Raw genomic sequence first — 18,553 nt, forward strand, 5'->3', positions numbered from 1 at the left:
GAAGAGATGCTTTTGTTTCGAGCCCTCCAGTGCTTGTCGCAGCTAAACGGGCGTCCTCAGCATTTCAAAGTGTCCAGCTTCAAGCGCCAGCCCTTCGAGGTCACTTAGGCCCACAGGATGTGGGTCATGCAACCGTTGCGGCACGATGTCGCGAACTTAGGTTGCCTTCCTTTATTCTCGGTCAAAAACTGAAAAGACGTTTTTGATTCGAAGGTTCCAGTGCTTGTCAGGGCTGAACGGGCGCTTTCAGCATTTCAAAGAAAGTGAGGTGGCATTTGTGTCTATCTTGAAAATTGATGAAGTTACAAAAGTTTATGAAGGAAAAGTGACGCACAGAGCGCTTAATCAGCTGAGTTTTGAAGTTGAGAAAGGCGAGTTTTTGGCTGTCATGGGTCCATCTGGCAGTGGTAAAACTACGTTGCTAAATGTTGTCTCGACAATAGATACGCCTACGTCAGGTGAAATTACCTTAGATGGCATTAAGCCTCATGAGTTGAAAAAGAATGAACTGGCTTATTTTCGACGCCGTCAACTTGGCTTCGTGTTTCAAGATTTCAATTTATTACAAATGCTAACGGTTGAGGAAAATATGGTGTTACCTTTAACATTGGATAATATGAATGTTGAGCTAATGGAGGAGCGGGTGCATAATGTATCCAAGCAATTAGGCATCCAGTCAATATTAGAGAAACGTCCAAACGAAATTTCAGGCGGGCAAGCTCAAAAGACAGCAATTGGACGGGCTCTTATCCATAAACCATCTCTAATTTTAGCAGATGAACCAACCGGAAACTTAGACTCTAATTCCTCAAGAGATGTGTTAGAGCTGTTAGGCCGCATTAATAAAAAAGAGGGTACGACAATTGTAATGGTGACACATGATCCGATTGCAGCAAGTTATTGCGATCGTGTGCTATTTATCAAAGATGGTGAGTATTTCAATGAAATATATAAAGATGATCACCGTCAGACATTTTTCCAAGGAATTTTGAATGTGCTCAGTCTATTGGGAGGTCATGTCGGTGACTTTTCGACAGTTCGCCTACCGTAATGTAATAAGAAATTACCGAGTTTATGCAGCATTTTTTATGTCGAGCGTATCCTCCGTTATGGTGTTTTTTATATACTCGATGCTCATGTTTCACCCTAAGGTAGAGGATGAGTTTCTAAGAGAAATTGCGTTCCAAGGAATGTTTATCGCAGAAGTCATATTGGTGTTATTTATGATGTTCTTCTTATTTTACTCAATGCGTGCGTTTCTTCAGGCTCGTTCCAAGGAATTTGGTTTACTAATGCATCTTGGAATGGAAAAACGTCAGTTAAATAAGCTGGTATTACTTGAGACGGTAATTATTGGAGTAACTTCGATTGTTGTGGGGATTGTTTTTGGCTATGCCTTTGCCAAATTCTTTTTTATGATTGTTCGTGAAATTTTGCTAATTGATAGCTTACCATTGTATTTTTCATGGGAGCCATTTGCTTTAACAATTGGAACATTTACAAGTTTATTTGTAATCATTTCGTTTGTTAGTGTGATGTTCATAAGAGATCGTGATGTTATCGATTTGTTAAAAGGTTATTGGCGCAATGAAGAGACTGCCTCTTATTCGAAATGGCGAGCTATTTTAGGGCTATTACTGCTAATAACTTCTTATGTTTTGGGTTCATTTACGACACAAGAACGCTTAATAATTTTATTAGCTATATTACCACCTTTAGCGAGTTTGGGTACGTATTTGTTTTTCACCGATTCATTGCAGTGGTTGATGTCATTTGTACGTTCGCGTAAGAAGATGTATTGGCACAAATATCGGTTAATAACCGTTTCAGAAGTGTCAATTATTATGCGTGAAAATGCGCGTATGTTTTTTATCTCTTCAATGGTCTCAACCTTGGCTTTTTTAGCTATGGGTACTCTGATTTCCATGTCGACATTTACTCATCAGTTTCATCGGCTAAATCCATTAGGCCTCGTCTATTCAAGTAAAATAGACAATCCTTATGAAGAAGCACATATTAATAGTTTGACAAAAGAATTAGAAGCTAAAGGGCTTTCTTATCATTTAAATAAGTTTACGGTTAAACGTCAAACATCTTCAAATACTCAACAGCCGGTAAAGATTATTCAACAATCAGATATTAATCGACTGGCACTTGTATTTGGTTATCCTGTTGTTAATTTGGATCAAGGAGAGGCCATTTTTTTAGCTTACTCTGAGAAGTCCTTGGAGGAATTAAGGAATAAGAAAGTCAGGACAGTATTACAAGAAAATAGTATTCCACTCTTCATCAATTCAGTTTATCCACGTGTTCTTTTTTCTCCTACTGAGCTTGGAACGAATGTCGTTGTTATAAATGATGATGATTTCAATTTAATCGATGAGGCAATGGTTGGAGCAAATGCTGCACAGTCCACGAATCACTTGTATGTATTTCATGTGCCACAATGGACAGCTACAAAGACTATTGGATTGGAGTTAGATTCGATGGTGACTGATGCTTACCTGAATAATCATCAAGAAGAATTACCGTTTTATTTTGAGAATTCGGGTTTAGATTATTCATTCATTCGTTCGACGTTTGCTTTGTTGCTGTTTATAGGATTATTAGCAGCTTCAGTGTTTTTCTTAGCATCGGGTAGTTTTATTTACTTTAAATTATATACCGGTTTAGAGCGTGACAAGCAACAATTTAATGCGTTAAGGAGAATGGGGATTACAGAAAGAGAACTACGGAAAATTGTTAATAGACAGTTAATACCACAGTTCTTTTTACCGTGGGGTCTTGCAATGTTGCACAGTACATTTGCATTTATGTCATTACAGGCATTTTGGATAGGTATTGCAGAGCTTTCAATATTGAGGGAAATATTAATCGTTCTAGGAGCAATTACTTGTGTTCAATTTTTATATTTCTATTTAATTCGCTGGCGATATTTATCCCACATTCGCTAATGCTATAGGGTTAAGTAAGTCTATCAATTACCGATGGTGGTTGATAGGCTTTTTTTTGATGGTATTAAGTGCGGAATTTGATTGATGCGTTGTGAGGTAGATGTAAATAGTCGATCTAGTGTACTAAAAGTAGTTTGGCGATACTTCTTTATGTAATAAATGGCTGTCTATTGTTTTATTTTGTAAATTTTTATATAATGTAGACAGAAATGAATGGCTATTCATTCTATTCTGACAAAGGGGGAGATGAGTATATGAATTTAGTTTCGGCAGTTCATAAAACATCAATAGAGCAACCGGAAAAGATTGCGTATCATTTTATGGGGAAAGATACGAATTATGGTGAATTTGAAGAATCGGTTGCACGCTTTGCTTCAGCATTAAAGGGATTAGGGGTAGGGAATGGGGATCATGTTGCTTTGTTACTTGGCAATACACCTCATTTTTTAATTTCTTTATATGCAACAATGCGCGTAGGGGCAACTGCAATTCCGATTAATCCAATTTATACACAAGATGAGATTACGTATATAGTACGTAATGGGGATGCTAAAGTAGTTATTGCATTAGATGCATTATTACCAGTAGTGAAAGTAGGAGTTAATGCCTTTCCGAATGTAGAGGCATTTATTGTATGTGAAACTGCTCCTGAAACAGCAGCTAAGCTTTCAGAGTTAGAAAGTCCTGTGAAAGAAAAAGTAAGATCATTTTCAATGTTACTTGCTTCATCTTCTGCAGATTTTGAGCCTACTGAATTAGATCCAGAAGATACAGCTATTATTTTGTATACGTCAGGAACGACAGGACAACCCAAGGGGGCTATGTTAACACATAAAAACTTATATTCAAATGCGCGTGATGTAGCAGAGTATTTAACTATTTCACCTGAAGATCGTGTGATTACGGCTTTACCGGTCTTTCATGTGTTTGCTCTTACAGTAGTAGTAAATGCACCTCTATTAAATGCAGCAACATTATTAATTGTACCTAGATTCAGTCCGAAAGACGTATTTGACATTGCCAAAGAGCAAAAGGCTACCGTTTTTGCAGGTGTACCTACGATGTACAATTTCTTATATCAATTCCCTGAAGGTAATCCAGAAGATTTCTCGTCTCTACGTTTAGCTATTTCTGGAGGTTCTTCTCTTCCAGTTGCATTGCTACATAATTTTGAGGATAAGTTTAATGTACGTATTTCTGAAGGGTATGGCTTATCTGAGGCATCGCCAGTAACCAGCTTTAATCCGCTTGATCGTGAGCGCAAGCCAGGTTCAATTGGTACGAATATCGTCAATGTAGAAAACAAAGTATTCAACCAATTTGGTGAGGAAGTATCTGTTGGTGAAGTAGGAGAGCTTGTTGTCAAAGGGCCTAATGTGATGAAAGGCTATTATAAAATGCCAGAAGAGACCGCTGCAACCATTCGTGATGGTTGGTTATATACAGGTGATCTTGCGAAAATGGATGAAGAAGGTTACTTTTATATTGTTGATCGAAAGAAAGATATGATCATAGTAGGTGGCTTCAATGTGTATCCTCGTGAGGTGGAAGAAGTACTATACGCACACCCAGGTATCATGGAAGCGGCAGTAATTGGATTACCTGATCTCAATTTTGGTGAAGAAGTCTTTGCGTATGTGGTGTTAAAAGATCCTAATCTAACTACTGAAGATATTTATGAATATTGTAAAGAAAAGTTAGTGAAATATAAAATACCTAAGCAAATTGAAATTATTGAAGAGCTACCTAAAAATACGACTGGAAAAATTTTGCGTCGTTCATTGAAAGAACATGCTCTAAATAAATAATAAAAAGGAGATTCCGTTTTGGAATCTCCTTTTTTTATGGTTTTTTATAAATTAATTGATACATAATAAATACAAATAAAATCCATATTGGACCGACAATAAGCGCGATTCGAGTATCTGGGAAGTATGCCATTAAAATCATGACAAGTGATAGAAAGGCAAGAGCTAAATATGATCCGAACGGATACATAAATGCTTTATATTTTAACTTAGATACTTGCGTTTTTGACAATGTTTTACGGAATTTTAATTGAGTAATTAAAATAATTCCCCATGTCCAAATTGCTCCAAAAGTAGATATACTAGTTACCCATACGAATACCTTTTCAGCGACAAAATAGTTCAGTGCCACGCCGATTAGTAATACAAAAGCAGATGCCATAATGGCTGTGGCGGGTACTCCACCTTTACTAATTTTCGCAAATACTTTTGGTGCTTGTTTTTGTTCAGCCAAGTTAAAGAGCATACGGCCAGTACTGAAAATACCGCCATTACAGCTAGATAATGCGGCTGTTAAAACAACAAAGTTAATAATTCCTGCAGCATAACGTAAACCGATTTTATCAAACATTAAAACGAAAGGACTACCTGTAGAGCCAACTTCATTCCAAGGATAAATCGACATGATTACAAGTAATGCACCTACATAGAATAATAAAATACGCCAAAGTACAGTATCAATTGCTTTAGGAATAACTTTTTCAGGATTTTTAGCTTCACCAGCTGTAATCCCGATCATTTCGATACCTAGGTATGCGAACATTACTATTGGTAAGGACATGAAAACACCTTGTATTCCATTAGGGAAAAATCCACCATGACTCCATAAATTACTAAAGCCAACAGCAATACCACCGTTACCAATACCAAATAAAATAACACCTAAGCCAAGTACAATCATCGAAATAATTGCAAGGATTTTAATAAGTGCAAACCAAAATTCAAATTCACCATAAGCTTTTACAGCAATTAAATTCACCATAACCATGACAATTAATGCGGCTAATGCCCATAACCATTTTGGGGAATCGGGGAACCAAAGTTGCATGTACACGCCAACAGCCGTAATTTCAGCCATACAAGTAACAATCCACAAGAACCAATAGTTCCAGCCTGTAATAAATCCGGCTAGTGGACCTAAATAATCTCTAGCATAGCGACTAAATGAACCCGCAACTGGATTGTTTACGGCCATTTCGCCAAGTGAACGCATAATAATGAAAATAACAGCACCACCAAGTGCATAAGCTATTAAAATAGCTGGTCCAGCTAATTTTATAGCTCCTGCAGAACCTAAAAATAGACCGACTCCTATGGCAGCACCAAGCGACATCAACGTAATATGTCGTTGCTCCAATCCGCGTTGAAGCTCTGGTTTCTTGTTCATAATGTAAGACTCCTTCGAAGCTAATGATAACTCCCCTATATTATCACAAAATTTGATAAATAAGAATCCGCACGCCAGATCAAACAGAAAAAACATGTAAACTCTTTGTTTTTCTATGTAATTTATGGTTACAATACATATATATGTTTGACTAATGAAAATATATTGAAAATTAAAGAGATTCTCATATAAAAGGAAGGGGAGTTTTTCTATGTCTAAGCGTTTGTTAAAAGCAGAGGATTTATATGCCTTACATTCAATCACAAATCCACAATTATCTCCGAGTGGAGAAGAGGCAGTATTTGTTCGTACAATTATTGATGAAGAAAAAAATAAATATATAGCACACTTATTCCATCTAGATATTAAAAGTGGCGCAGTTACACAATGGTCATTTGGAGAAGATCGTATCTCATCTCCAACTTGGTCAGTAGATGGGAAAAGCGTCGCTTTTTTATCGAATCGTGAAGAACAAAATCAAATTTACATTATTGCAAAAAGTGGTGGAGAGGCTCGCCCTCTTACAACATTAGCCAATGGCGTTTCGCAATTCAAATGGTCACCATGCGGTCAGAGTATTTGGTTTAGTGGTCGCCTTAAAGAAGGTAAAAACTTCACTGATGCTATCGAAAAAGAAGAAAAGAAAAAGCCAACTGCGTATATAGTAGAAGGTATGAAATATAAAGCCGATAGCAAAGGATTATTACCTCAAGATAGTTACAATCAAATTGGAAAAATTGATGTAGCAACGGGTGATATCGAATTGTTTTCAGAAGGCAATCATAATTATAGTCTAGAAGCAGTATCACATAATGGTGAAAAGTTAGTGTTATCAGTAAATCGTGCAGAAAATAAAGACTTTGATTTCAGTCAGCAACTGCTATTAGTTGATATTGAAACAAAGGAAGAGACGACCATTCTTCGTGAAGAAGGTCATTATGAAGATGCTTATTTTTCATACGATGACCGTTATATAGCGTTCTATGGCAGTAATCAAACATATAAAAATGCGACTCACGGAGCAGTTTATATTTACGATACAGAAGAGCAATATTACAGAAACTTGACTGAGGGTTTGGATGCACCAGTAGGAGATGTTGCTGTAGCAGATCATCAACAAGGAGCTACTGCACCAACTGTTGTATGGACGAAAGCAAATGACCTTTATTTCCAAGTGTCTACAATGGGAGATATACGATTATATTATGCAACATTGGATGGAGCAATTTATCCAGCGAGTCCTGAAGGTGAGCATGTCTATGGTTATGATGTTGAGCGTAATGGTTCGTTTGCGCTGTTAGCAGTTAGTAACCCTGTAGTTCCAGGTGAACTTTTCAAATACGATGTAACTACTGGTGAACGAGAACAAATGACTCATTTCAATGATGCCTTTGTGGGCGAAGTTGAACTTGTTCAACCTAAAGAAATATCTTTTAAAAGTTCAGATGGATTAGATGTATATGGTTGGTTGATGAAGCCAGCTCAATATGAAGAAGGTACAAAATATCCGTTAATCGTTGAAATTCATGGTGGGCCTCATGCTATGTATGCTAATTCTTTTTTCCATGAGTTGCAGTTACTAGCAGCACAGGGGTATGGTGTTTTATATGTTAACCCGAGAGGAAGTCACGGATATAGTCAAGAATTTGTAGATGCAGTACGTGGTGATTATGGCGGTGGTGATTATGAAGACATTATGGCTGGATTAGATGCTGTGCTTGCAGAGCAAGATTGGATTGATACAGATCGATTGGGTGTTACTGGTGGAAGCTACGGTGGATTTATGACAAACTGGATTGTCGGTCATACAAATCGTTTCAAGGCTGCAGTTACTCAGCGCTCAATCTCGAACTGGATTAGCTTCTTTGGTGTATCAGATATTGGGTACTATTTCAGTGACTGGCAAATGGGTACAGATATGAAGGATGTAGAAAAGCTATGGCAACATTCTCCTTTGAAATATGCAGGAAATGTGGAAACGCCATTACTAATCTTGCATAGCGAAAAAGATTTCCGTTGTCCAATAGAACAAGCTGAACAACTATATATTACATTGAAATCTATGGGCAAAGAAACACAGTTTGTGAGATTCCCAGATGCAGACCATAACTTATCTCGAACAGGTTTACCAAATTTACGTATAGAAAGACTTACACAAATTACAGGTTGGTTTGAGAAGTATTTATAATCCAACTGGAATTCCATGTAGTACAAATTAATAATAAGTATCGCCTCACAAGGTTTGTTTCTATTACATGTGTAGTTGATTGGAGCGAAGGTGGCGACTCCTGCGGAAAAAGCGGGACAGTCCAAGACCCTGCAGGAGCATAGCGACGAAGCGGCTTGGCGCCCGCCCGAGGAAAGCGCCTACCGTAGTGGAAATCAACGGTCTTATCTATTTTCCAAAAGAAAAAAGACCGTAGATAAATTCGAATTTCTTCGAGTTTGTCTACAGTCAGAAAGGATCTCGTCATCATCTTTCATCGTCTCAAAAGGTCAGTATATATTACATGCGCAGTTGATTGTAGCGGAGGTGGCGACTCCTGCGGTAAAAGCGGGACAGTCCAAGACCCTGCAGGAGCATAGCGACGAAGCGACTTGGCGCCCGCCCGCGGAAAGCGCCTACTGTAGCGGAAATCAACGGTCTCCATCGTACAGCCATGGTGATATCTGATTGCGAATAAATTAACAAAAGGTTCCGTATAACATACGGAACCTTTCACTTTTCACTACGTTAATTAAAAGACATACATATTTATAAATCCGTGACAGTATAGTGAGAAAACAGTATGATGAACAAGTGACAAAAAAAGATTGCGAGTGAATTGAATGATTGGACTAATACAGAACTTATTTAGCTTTATAATGCATATTGATCAGCATCTAGTTGAAATAATTCAACAATTTGGTGTTTGGTCATATGGCATAATCTTTTCCATTGTTTTTGTAGAAACGGGTGTTGTAATATTCCCGTTCTTACCAGGTGATTCTTTGCTATTTGCTAGCGGTGCGTTTGCAGCACTTGGGGCATTTAATTTACCGATTCTTCTTTTAGTGTTTTTCGTAGCAGCTGTATTTGGAGATTCAGTAAACTATGAGATTGGACAAAAAGTTGGAACTGCTATTTCACCGAAGAGCTTTTTAGGGCGTATTATTAATCAAGATCGTATGCAAAAAGCACAGGACTTCTTTAATAAGCATGGTGGAAAAACGATTATTTTTGCTCGCTTTATGCCATTTATTCGAACCTTTATCCCGTTTGTAGCGGGGGCGAGCCGGATGCATTATCGTCAATTTATTATGTATAACATTATAGGCGCATTTTTATGGGTTACGATTTGTACATTAGCAGGATATTACTTTGGTAATATTCCAGTAATTAAAGATAATTTCTCAAAAGTTATCTTAATTATTATTTTCGTTTCAGTATTACCAGCGATTATTGGTTTTATGAAATCCAGAGTAAAGAAAAAATAGATTCAAAAACACTTTAGTTATTTGGCTAAAGTGTTTTCTTTTTTTTATATCCTATTTAACTAATAAGAATTGTTGGAATATTTAGTGAAGAATGTTAGTATTGAAGTTATATAAGAAAAAATTAATTAAAGGAGTTTGATATCATGGGGAAAATGAATGTTGAAAGCTTTAATTTAGATCACACTAAGGTCGTTGCGCCGTTTGTCCGTTTAGCAGGCCTTAAAAAAGGTGTAAATGGTGATGAAGTTTATAAATATGATATTCGCTTTAAACAACCAAACAAAGAGCATATGGAAATGCCTGCTCTACATTCAATTGAGCATCTAATGGCTGAGAATATTCGTAATCATACGGACCATGTCATCGACCTTAGTCCAATGGGATGTCAAACGGGTTTCTATTTATCAATGATTAATCATGATAACTTTGATGAAGTTCTCGATATTTTAGAAAAAACTTTTGAAGATGTTTTGGCTGCAACGGAAGTACCAGCGTGCAACGAAGTACAATGTGGTTGGGCTGCGAGTCATAGTTTAGAAGGTGCAAAGGAGCTTGCAACAGAAATGCTTGCAAAGCGTGATGAGTGGAAACAAATCTTTATAGAAGAATAAACAGCAAAGAGGCTGCGTATACTAGCAGCCTCTTTATTATTATCTTCCTGTAAAGTTTGGTTTTCGTTTCTCAGAGAATGCATTAAGTGCTTCAATACGATCCTCTGTAGGGATGGTGATTTCATATGCTTTACGTTCTATGTGAAGGCCTGTTTGCAAGTCGGTATTCATACCATGTTTGATAGCAAATTTTGCTTGCTGTAAAGCAATTGGACCATTAGCAAGCATCAACTCTGCGAAAGCGACTGTTTTTGCAAGAAGTTCATCACGTTTTTCGATTTTAGTCAGCAGACCATAGGTTAAAGCTTCATCAGCATTTAATCTTTTTGCAGTTAAAATCAGTTCAAGTGCTTTCGCTTCTCCTATGAGTCTAGGAAGTCGTTGTGTTCCACCAGCCCCAGGAATAATGCCAAGACTCGTCTCTGTTAAACCGAGAGTAACATCATCGGCTGCAAAACGGAAGTCACATGCTAATGCTAATTCGGTACCCCCACCAAAAGCATAGCCATTGATCATTGCAATAGTCGGCTGGGGCAAGTTTTCAATAGCTGAAAAAACTTCACCAATTTTATAAAGATTACGCTTTACTCGTTGTTCTGTTAAAGTTTTTCTTTCTTTTAAGTCAGCACCAACACTAAACGATTTGTCACCTGCACCTGTAAAGATGACAACACGAATATCAGGATTAATACGAATAGATTCAACAACTTGTCCTAGTTCAGCTAATAAATCATAATTGAATGCATTCATCGCAAGCGGCCTATTTAACGTAACAAATGCCAAATGTTCTTGTTGTTTATAAATTAGTGTTTCCAATAGAATTTCCCCCTTATTGTAAAAAAATTACTCCCAAATTAACGATAGCATGACTATGATTTTTCGTCATCTTTAAATAATCACTTCCAGTTATTCACCTCTGAAAACTATCCGGAGATTTCAAATTACAAACAATATTTATATAAAATGTGTATCAAATTGAAATTATAGGTAAAATAAAAGGGTTAATGTAATAGAATAAACTAAATATTTTAAGTAAAATTACCGATATAATGAAATGGAAATAGATTTTAAAGGAGAAACCATATGGAAGTATTTATTGGTCGACAACCTATATTTAATAAACATAAACAAGTTTTCGCTTATGAGTTATTGTATCGAGACGGAGCTGTCATGAACGAGTTTCCAGCTATTGATTCAGATAAAGCAACTGTTGAAGTTTTGATCAATTCACTATTTTCAATTGGTTTTGATGAGCTTGCAAATGGTAAACCTTGCTTTATAAACTTTACTGAAAACCTATTAATGAGTAACATATTTGATCATTTACAACCTGATCAAGTAGTAATTGAAATTTTAGAAGACGTTCCCATTACGGCAAAACTCGTGAAGAGAATCAAACAATTAAAAAGCCAAGGTTATAAAATTGCTCTCGATGATTTTGAATTGCAAAATGATGTGACACTTTATAATGAATTATTTACATATACCGATTTTATAAAAGTAGATTTTCTTCTTTCTTCAGAAGATGATAGAAAAGAAATTGAGAATCGTGTAAGAAATGAATTTCCACAAATTATTTTATTAGCTGAAAAGGTAGAGACGCGTTCACAATTTCACATTGCTAAAGAAATCGGGTATCAACTTTTTCAAGGTTATTTCTTTAAACAACCACAAATTATCCGAGGTAATGATATACCAATTAATGTATTACAATATTATCGTGTTATTTCATTATTACGTGGGAAAGATCCGGATATTGATGCCATTACTAAGCAAATTGAACATGACGTCGCGATGTCGTTCAAATTATTGAAACTGATTAATTCATCGTCTAAACGTAGAAAATCTAAAATTCGTTCAATTAAACAAGCTATCTTGTTATTGGGCATAGAGGATTTACGTAAATGGATCTATATATTAGCGTATCATGAATCACAAAATGATGAACAAGCAGAAATGTATGATGAATTGATGAAGGCTTCATTATGTAGAGCTAAAATTTGTGAGATGTTAGCACGTTATAAATATAAAGAGAATTACCCCGAATATTTCTTAGTAGGAATGTTTTCATTAATTGATACGATTTTACAGAGGTCGATGGACAATATATTATCGCAATTGCCTTTAGCAGATAATATTATCGAAACAATTTTAGGGAGAGAAACAGAGATGACGCCGTATTTACAAATGGCAATTGCTTTGGACAAGTTGAACTGGGATAAAGTTGCAGAACTAGCGGTTGAGATAGGGATAAGCGGAAAAGATTTATTTGCTATATACCAAGAAGCAAATAAATGGTCAGATGATATGCTTTAATTTGTACTATAGTTATAGTGCTAAAACGATGTACCTAAAGACTAAAACAGTAGAATAAGCCCTTCATTTTTGGGAATACTGAAAAAGTAAAATTCACAAAGTTGAAACAACTAGATGAAGCGTTGATGTGCCTGTATTTACAGCGTTTTTTAACTGAAACACCTGACAGTGCAAGGTTTTAAAGATACCTAAATTTGGTATAATTATTTATGAAGTAATACAAATTTTTCGGGAGGGAAAGACAAATGAAAAAAACTCTACTTGCTATTTTATTCGGTTCAGCTCTTGTACTTGGCGCATGTGGTGGTAAAGAAAAAGTAAAAGAAGAAAATGTAAAAACTACTGAAACTTCTGAAACTGCTGCTGTTGATGTGCAACAAATTATTCAGTCTAAGTGTATTTCTTGTCACGGTGAAAATCTTCAAGGTCAAGGTAACTTCCCTAACATCTCAAAAATCGGTGCGAAACTTTCAAAAGATGAAATTTTAAACGTAATTAAAAATGGTAAAGGTAACATGCCGAAAATAACTGATATTTCAGATGATGAAGCGGATGCAGTTGCTAAATGGTTATCTGAGCAAAAGTAAGTTCTATATCAAAACTAGCTTTCTGAGGGGGAAGCTAGTTTTTTTGTGGAGAAAAAATGACCTAATATGAGCAATCTAGGTAGTGTATGGATGCGTGTTTGTCTAATTATGATTTTTCAGTCTCTAAAACATAGGCAAAAAGCGCCTTTGTTTGGATTCTTCCAGTGCCTGACGTAGCTGGGCAAACGCGCTCAGCATTGAAATTTATGTTAATATATATTGCAAGTGTTGTTGATTTGAATGGGTAGTTTTATGGGAGGAAGTGTTGATTTTGGATCAAGTCTGTACAAAAGATGTTATCAAGATGTTTGATTTGAAACTTATCAGTGGCCATGAGGGAATTGGCCGACATATATTAACAAGTGATATATCTAGACCAGGACTTGAGATGGCAGGGTATTTTACGCATTATCCTGCTCAACGTGTTCAGTTATTAGGAAAAACGGAGTTATCATTTTTTGATATGTTGCCAAAAGATGTGCAGTTTGATCGAATGAACAAACTATGTTCACAAGATACGCCTGCTATTATAATTTCGCATGATATGGAAGTTCCTGAAGCATTGTTTGTTGCTTCTAATGAACACCATGTTCCGGTATTATCGACGAAAATGGCTACAACTCGTTTTTCTAGTATGTTAACGAATTATCTAGAAAGTCAGTTAGCACCAACGACAGCTGTCCATGGTGTATTAGTAGATATATATGGTATTGGTGTTTTGATTACAGGTAAAAGTGGTGTAGGTAAAAGTGAAACCGCGCTTGAACTTGTTAAAAAAGGACATCGTCTTGTTGCTGATGACTGTGTAGAAATTCGTCAAGAAGGAGAAAATACATTAATAGGTAATGCTCCTGCTTTAATACAACATTTACTTGAAATTCGTGGCATTGGTATTATCGATATAATGACATTATTTGGTGCAAGTGCAGTTAGAAGGCATAAGCGCATTTCACTTGTCATTGATTTAGAAGTATGGGATTCTGATAAAACATATGATCGTTTAGGTTTAGAAACTGAAACGATGAAAATCATTGATACGGAATTACAAAAGTTAACAATTCCCGTAAAGCCAGGTCGAAATCTATCCGTTATCATCGAAGTAGCAGCGATGAATTATCGATTGAAAAAGCTTGGTGTCAATGCAGCTGAAGAATTTTCAAGAAGACTGGATAGTGTGATTGAGTTGGAAGGGAATTAATGTAAAAAAACTTCGTGATTTGGAAGGAGAAAAGTATGGATTCAATATTATTGACGATTAATCCTGTAGCGCTTGAGTTAGGACCAATTTCAGTTAGATGGTACGGGGTTATTATTGCAACAGGCATTATTATTGCCTTTTTAATCGGACAACGTGAAATGGTGAAACGTGGGTTTCATGTTGATTTTTTAACGGATTTATTAATTTGGGCAGTACCAATTTCTATTATTTCTGCACGCATTTACTATGTGATTTTTAAATGGGATTATTATAGTGCAAATCCAGGTGAGATTATTCAGATTTGGCATGGTGGAATTGCCATACACGGTGCATTAATTGGTGCATTTATTACTACATATATTTTTGCTAAAAACCGAGGGGTTAGCTTTTGGAAAATTGCAGATATCTTAGCTCCAAGCCTAATTGTCGGTCAAATTATTGGCCGTTGGGGTAATTTTATGAACCAAGAGGCTTTTGGCGGTGCAGTAACTAGAGATTTCTTAGAAGGGTTGTATTTGCCAAACTGGATCATTGAACAGATGAATGTGAACGGTATTTATCATCATCCCACTTTCTTATATGAATCGCTATGGAATATAGTAGGTCTAGTATTGTTACTTGCTTTACGTAAAGTGAACTTACGCCGTGGCGAAATATTTTTAACTTATATTATTTGGTATTCTTTTGGTCGTTTCTTTGTAGAAGGATTACGTACAGATAGTTTATTAATAGGTGATTTACGTATGGCACAAATTATGTCATTAGTCGGTTTATTAATAGGTGTTGTACTTTTCATTTATAGAAGAATGATGGTAAAACCAGTTGTGAAGTATTTAGATAAATAGAATATCAGAAAAAGTGATGTGACAGATTTAGTAATTGAACTTGCTTCTGATTCGGGCGGTTCAAGAGGACAAGTCGAAATGATATGACACTAGTATTTGTTTTCTAATTGCATGTCATACAGAAGTCGAAGATACACCCATCTTTGAGCTGTTAGGAATTTCGATACTGCCGTTGTTTTTAATCTGTGTTATGACAGCATCCGCTTTAACCATTGTTGTACCGACACTTTGACGACAAGCTGAAGAAAAGAAAGAAAAAGGAGCTGCATTCGTATGACAACTAGAAAAATTAAAGCACTATTATTCGACTTTGACGGTACTTTACTAGATACAAATGAACTTATCATTCAAACTTTTTTACATGTATTAGATACGAAATTCCCCGGGAAATATAGCAGAGAAGATGTTCTACCTTTTTTAGGACCTTCTTTAAAAGAAACCTTTTCAATTGTCGATTTAGAGCATGTAGATGAATTAGTGCAAGATTATCGTAAATGGAACACTGCTCATCATGATGAGCTTGTAACAGAATTTGATGGTATTTTAGAAACATTACATGCATTGAAAGCTGCCGGGATTCGACTTGCGATTGTTTCAACAAAACGACAAGATATGCTAGCAAGAGGACTTCATGCATTAAAAGCAGAGGAATTATTTGAAGTTATTATTGGATCAGATGATGTGAAAAATGTTAAACCAGATCCTGAACCGATTTTATTAGCTTTAGAAAAAATGAACCTGCAAAAAAACGAAGTAATAATGATTGGTGATAACTCTCACGACATTGAAGGTGGTAAAAACGCTGGTGTAAAAACAGCTGGTGTTGCATGGTCATTAAAAGGTGAAGCTTTCTTAGCACAGTTTAATCCAGATTATATGTTGCATCATATAAGTGATTTACTAAAGATCGTTGAGGAAGTTGCCAATGAGAAGAACTGAGAGATACCCAGTTAAAGGTGCTAGTTCGCTTTGGCAAATTTATAAAACAGTTTCATTTTGGAAAGTAGCAAAAACATTCATCGTTATACAAACGGCGCGTTATACGCCGTTTTTATCGATGAAAAACTGGCTATATCGTACATTTTTGAACATGAAAATAGGAGACAAGACGGCTTTTGCCTTAATGGTGATGCCGGATACGATGTTTCCTGAACGTATTCAAGTAGGTAGTAATACTATAATTGGTTATAATACGACGATATTGGCACATGAATATTTAATAGAAGAATATAGATTAGGCGATGTAATTATCGGAAATCGTGTAATGATAGGTGCAAATTCAACAATATTACCTGGTGTTATCATAGGAGATGATGCAATTGTCTCTGCAGCAACATTAGTTAATCGAGATGTTCCAGCTGGCGCATTTGTCGGAGGTAATCCGATGCAAATCATTTACACGAAAGAACAAATGGATATGAAAAAGACAGTTAATTCAAAAAACTCATGAAGCTTGTATGCTTTATGAGTTTTTTCTATTGACGACAAATAATAATTAAGATAAAATACTTTCATACATCACCACTCTACCACTCTAGTGAAGTAAAGTATAAAGATTAGGAAGTGTCCCTATGTCACCAATTCGAAAGTTTGAAAAACCGCTTGGAATGCGCGATACGTTTCCGAAGATTTTTGAGAAAAAAGAAGTTGTTAGACAGACCGGCAGAGACTTTCTACAATTGAGGGGCTTTGACTTTATAAAAACACCGACGCTTGAATATTACGATACAGTTGGTAAAGCCTCTGCAATCGTCGAGTCATCTTTATTTAAGCTAGTGGATAGTCAAGGTAATACATTAGTCCTCCGCCCAGATATGACAGCACCAATCGCACGTGTTGCTTCATCAAAGCTGTTAAAAGAAAAAATCCCACTACGTTTAGCTTATTTCGCAAACGTGTTCCGTGCTCAAGAAACAGAAGGTGGACGCCCAGCAGAATTTGAACAAATGGGTATTGAAATTATTGGAGACTCCTCAGTCTATGCAGACGCTGAATGTATATTAACAGTAATTGACTTATTAAAAGCATTAGAAGTAAAGCAATTTAAGTTAACAATCGGAAACGCAGGGATTTTAAATACAATTCTAACTCAAAATGTAAGAACAGAAGAGCAATTCGAAAAATTGAATAAACTGCTTGTGAAAAAGAATATTGTAGGTTTTGAAGAAGCAGTTAAACTTTTCGAATTACCTCAGAAAAGCAAAAAAACATTGTTAACTTTTATTGAAGAAGCGACAAACTTAAAAAGCATTAACCAAATTGAAAAATATTTAGTAGAAAAAGATGATTTTATATATATGGAAAGATTGCAAAAGATATTAGCGATCTCCGAAGCAGAAAAGTACATCTATTTTGATTTTACATTAGCAAGTCATATGAATTACTACACTGGAATGCTATTTGAAGTATTTGCAACAGGGGCAGGTTTCCCTTTAGGAAATGGTGGTCGGTATGACGGGTTACTTGATGAATTTGGATCTCAAGTTGGAGCTATTGGCTTTGGACTACGCGTGGACCAATTGTTAGAAGCTATGCCTTCGCTTCAAACGGACAAAGAAGAGGTACTCGTATTATTTGAACAGACTGAGTTTCTTAGAGCAGTAGCCAAGGCGGCTTCTCTCCGTAAGGAAGGCAAACGTACAACTTTGCAATCGATTGATGGATTAGAGAATAAAGAGGTGTTCGAGCAACTATTTTCTCAAGTCGTACGTATTGAGCAAGGGGGAAAAAGCCATGACTGAGTTGACAATCGCGATGCCTAAAGGGCGCATTTTCGAAGAAGCATATGAAATGCTCATTCAAGCGGGCTTTGACTTGCCTGAAGATGTCGAAATATCACGTAAACTAATGATCGAGATTCCATCTGAAAAAATTCGGTTTATCTTAGCAAAACCAATGGATGTACCTACATATGTCGAACACGGTGTAGCTGATATTGGTATAGCGGGCAAAGATGTTCTGTTAGAACAAGGAAGAGCGGTACATGAATTACTTGATTTGAAAATTAGTAAATGTTATATCGCTTCTGCAGGACTGCCAAATACAATGTTAAATGATATCGCACCACGTATTGCGACGAAATATCCAACAGTTGCTTCTAACTATTACCGTGAAAAAGGGGAACAAGTTGAAATTATTGGGCTAAATGGTTCGATTGAATTGGCTCCAATGATTGGACTTGCTGATCGTATTGTGGATATTGTTTCAACTGGCCAAACGTTAAAAGAAAATGGACTCATAGAATATGAATACATTACGGATGTGTCATCTCGATTAATCGCAAATCCGGTGAGCTATCGAATGAAGAATGAGCGTATTCAAGATCTCGTAAAACGTTTAAAAAAATGTGTGAAATGAGAGAAGGTTCAAA

Annotated in this window: 16 protein-coding genes; 14 read left to right on the plus strand and 2 right to left on the minus strand. The window is 36.2% G+C overall.

Annotation, left to right across the window (positions count from 1 at the left end; translation table 11 throughout):
• Positions 1-277: 277 nt before the first annotated feature.
• The 3 genes from ACZLO7_RS04450 (at position 278) to ACZLO7_RS04460 (ending at position 4,762) form a co-directional block, all read left to right on the plus strand.
• Positions 278-1,051, plus strand: a complete 774-nt coding sequence (locus ACZLO7_RS04450) for an ABC transporter ATP-binding protein (protein ID WP_464938788.1) — start codon at positions 278-280, stop codon at positions 1,049-1,051.
• Positions 1,017-2,954 carry an ABC transporter permease gene (locus tag ACZLO7_RS04455; RefSeq protein ID WP_464938789.1) on the plus strand — a complete coding sequence of 646 codons (1,938 nt, stop codon included), beginning with the start codon at positions 1,017-1,019 and terminating at the stop codon, positions 2,952-2,954. Before ACZLO7_RS04450 ends, ACZLO7_RS04455 begins: the two co-directional genes overlap by 35 nt.
• A gap of 254 nt (positions 2,955-3,208) precedes the next feature.
• Positions 3,209-4,762, plus strand: a complete 1,554-nt coding sequence (locus ACZLO7_RS04460) for a fatty acid--CoA ligase family protein (protein ID WP_464938790.1) — start codon at positions 3,209-3,211, stop codon at positions 4,760-4,762.
• Between the two features lie 34 nt (positions 4,763-4,796).
• Here the strand turns inward: ACZLO7_RS04460 and ACZLO7_RS04465 are convergent, their stop codons facing one another.
• Positions 4,797-6,149: an amino acid permease gene (locus tag ACZLO7_RS04465; protein WP_464938791.1), complete on the minus strand. Its 1,353-nt coding sequence runs from the start codon at positions 6,147-6,149 to the stop codon at positions 4,797-4,799.
• 211 nt (positions 6,150-6,360) lie between these two features.
• Between ACZLO7_RS04465 and ACZLO7_RS04470 the strand changes: the two genes are divergently transcribed.
• The 3 genes from ACZLO7_RS04470 (at position 6,361) to ACZLO7_RS04480 (ending at position 10,237) form a co-directional block, all read left to right on the plus strand.
• A complete protein-coding gene (locus ACZLO7_RS04470; protein WP_464938792.1) occupies positions 6,361-8,337 on the plus strand; it encodes a S9 family peptidase in 1,977 nt (658 codons plus the stop codon).
• A gap of 644 nt (positions 8,338-8,981) precedes the next feature.
• Positions 8,982-9,626: a DedA family protein gene (locus ACZLO7_RS04475; RefSeq protein ID WP_464938823.1), complete on the plus strand. Its 645-nt coding sequence runs from the start codon at positions 8,982-8,984 to the stop codon at positions 9,624-9,626.
• A 143-nt stretch (positions 9,627-9,769) separates the two neighbouring features.
• The gene (locus tag ACZLO7_RS04480; RefSeq protein WP_464938793.1) at positions 9,770-10,237 is read left to right on the plus strand and encodes an S-ribosylhomocysteine lyase; all 468 of its coding nucleotides are present in this window, start codon (positions 9,770-9,772) and stop codon (positions 10,235-10,237) included.
• Positions 10,238-10,276: 39 nt separating this feature from the next.
• Here the strand turns inward: ACZLO7_RS04480 and ACZLO7_RS04485 are convergent, their stop codons facing one another.
• On the minus strand, positions 10,277-11,053 hold the full coding sequence (locus tag ACZLO7_RS04485; RefSeq protein ID WP_464938794.1) for an enoyl-CoA hydratase-related protein: 777 nt from the start codon (positions 11,051-11,053) through the stop codon (positions 10,277-10,279).
• 267 nt (positions 11,054-11,320) lie between these two features.
• Here ACZLO7_RS04485 and ACZLO7_RS04490 point away from each other — a divergent pair, with 267 nt between their 5' ends.
• From ACZLO7_RS04490 to hisG, 8 genes are all read left to right on the plus strand, one after another.
• Positions 11,321-12,553, plus strand: a complete 1,233-nt coding sequence (locus tag ACZLO7_RS04490; protein ID WP_464938795.1) for an EAL and HDOD domain-containing protein — start codon at positions 11,321-11,323, stop codon at positions 12,551-12,553.
• Positions 12,554-12,798: 245 nt separating this feature from the next.
• Positions 12,799-13,140 carry a cytochrome c551 gene (gene cccB, locus ACZLO7_RS04495; protein WP_464938796.1) on the plus strand — a complete coding sequence of 114 codons (342 nt, stop codon included), beginning with the start codon at positions 12,799-12,801 and terminating at the stop codon, positions 13,138-13,140.
• A 271-nt stretch (positions 13,141-13,411) separates the two neighbouring features.
• Positions 13,412-14,338, plus strand: coding sequence for an HPr(Ser) kinase/phosphatase (gene hprK / locus ACZLO7_RS04500; RefSeq protein ID WP_464938824.1), 927 nt, complete (start codon positions 13,412-13,414; stop codon positions 14,336-14,338).
• A 35-nt stretch (positions 14,339-14,373) separates the two neighbouring features.
• On the plus strand, positions 14,374-15,183 hold the full coding sequence (gene lgt, locus ACZLO7_RS04505) for a prolipoprotein diacylglyceryl transferase (protein WP_464938797.1): 810 nt from the start codon (positions 14,374-14,376) through the stop codon (positions 15,181-15,183).
• A 273-nt stretch (positions 15,184-15,456) separates the two neighbouring features.
• Entirely contained in the window at positions 15,457-16,122 is a 666-nt protein-coding gene (ppaX, locus tag ACZLO7_RS04510; RefSeq protein ID WP_464938798.1) for a pyrophosphatase PpaX, read from the plus strand.
• Positions 16,109-16,633 (plus strand): acyltransferase, encoded by a 525-nt coding sequence (locus ACZLO7_RS04515; RefSeq protein ID WP_464938799.1) that lies wholly within the window; start codon positions 16,109-16,111, stop codon positions 16,631-16,633. Before ppaX ends, ACZLO7_RS04515 begins: the two co-directional genes overlap by 14 nt.
• Before the next feature lie 121 nt (positions 16,634-16,754).
• Positions 16,755-17,924 (plus strand): ATP phosphoribosyltransferase regulatory subunit, encoded by a 1,170-nt coding sequence (locus tag ACZLO7_RS04520; RefSeq protein WP_464938800.1) that lies wholly within the window; start codon positions 16,755-16,757, stop codon positions 17,922-17,924.
• Positions 17,917-18,540 carry an ATP phosphoribosyltransferase gene (gene hisG / locus ACZLO7_RS04525; protein WP_464938801.1) on the plus strand — a complete coding sequence of 208 codons (624 nt, stop codon included), beginning with the start codon at positions 17,917-17,919 and terminating at the stop codon, positions 18,538-18,540. The genes ACZLO7_RS04520 and hisG overlap by 8 nt, the downstream gene beginning before the upstream one ends.
• Positions 18,541-18,553 lie beyond the last annotated feature (13 nt).

This window comes from Viridibacillus sp. d25.2 (genome assembly GCF_055456015.2).

Coding starts and splice junctions, on each gene's coding strand:
- cccB (WP_464938796.1), top strand. CDS start 12,799: ATGAAAAAAACTCTACTTGCTATTTTATTCGGTTCAGCTCTTGTACTT.
- ppaX (WP_464938798.1), top strand. CDS start 15,457: ATGACAACTAGAAAAATTAAAGCACTATTATTCGACTTTGACGGTACT.
- ACZLO7_RS04455 (WP_464938789.1), top strand. CDS start 1,017: ATGTCGGTGACTTTTCGACAGTTCGCCTACCGTAATGTAATAAGAAAT.
- hisG (WP_464938801.1), top strand. CDS start 17,917: ATGACTGAGTTGACAATCGCGATGCCTAAAGGGCGCATTTTCGAAGAA.
- lgt (WP_464938797.1), top strand. CDS start 14,374: ATGGATTCAATATTATTGACGATTAATCCTGTAGCGCTTGAGTTAGGA.
- ACZLO7_RS04480 (WP_464938793.1), top strand. CDS start 9,770: ATGGGGAAAATGAATGTTGAAAGCTTTAATTTAGATCACACTAAGGTC.
- ACZLO7_RS04515 (WP_464938799.1), top strand. CDS start 16,109: ATGAGAAGAACTGAGAGATACCCAGTTAAAGGTGCTAGTTCGCTTTGG.
- ACZLO7_RS04490 (WP_464938795.1), top strand. CDS start 11,321: ATGGAAGTATTTATTGGTCGACAACCTATATTTAATAAACATAAACAA.
- ACZLO7_RS04465 (WP_464938791.1), bottom strand. CDS start 6,149: ATGAACAAGAAACCAGAGCTTCAACGCGGATTGGAGCAACGACATATT.
- ACZLO7_RS04470 (WP_464938792.1), top strand. CDS start 6,361: ATGTCTAAGCGTTTGTTAAAAGCAGAGGATTTATATGCCTTACATTCA.
- ACZLO7_RS04460 (WP_464938790.1), top strand. CDS start 3,209: ATGAATTTAGTTTCGGCAGTTCATAAAACATCAATAGAGCAACCGGAA.
- ACZLO7_RS04520 (WP_464938800.1), top strand. CDS start 16,755: ATGTCACCAATTCGAAAGTTTGAAAAACCGCTTGGAATGCGCGATACG.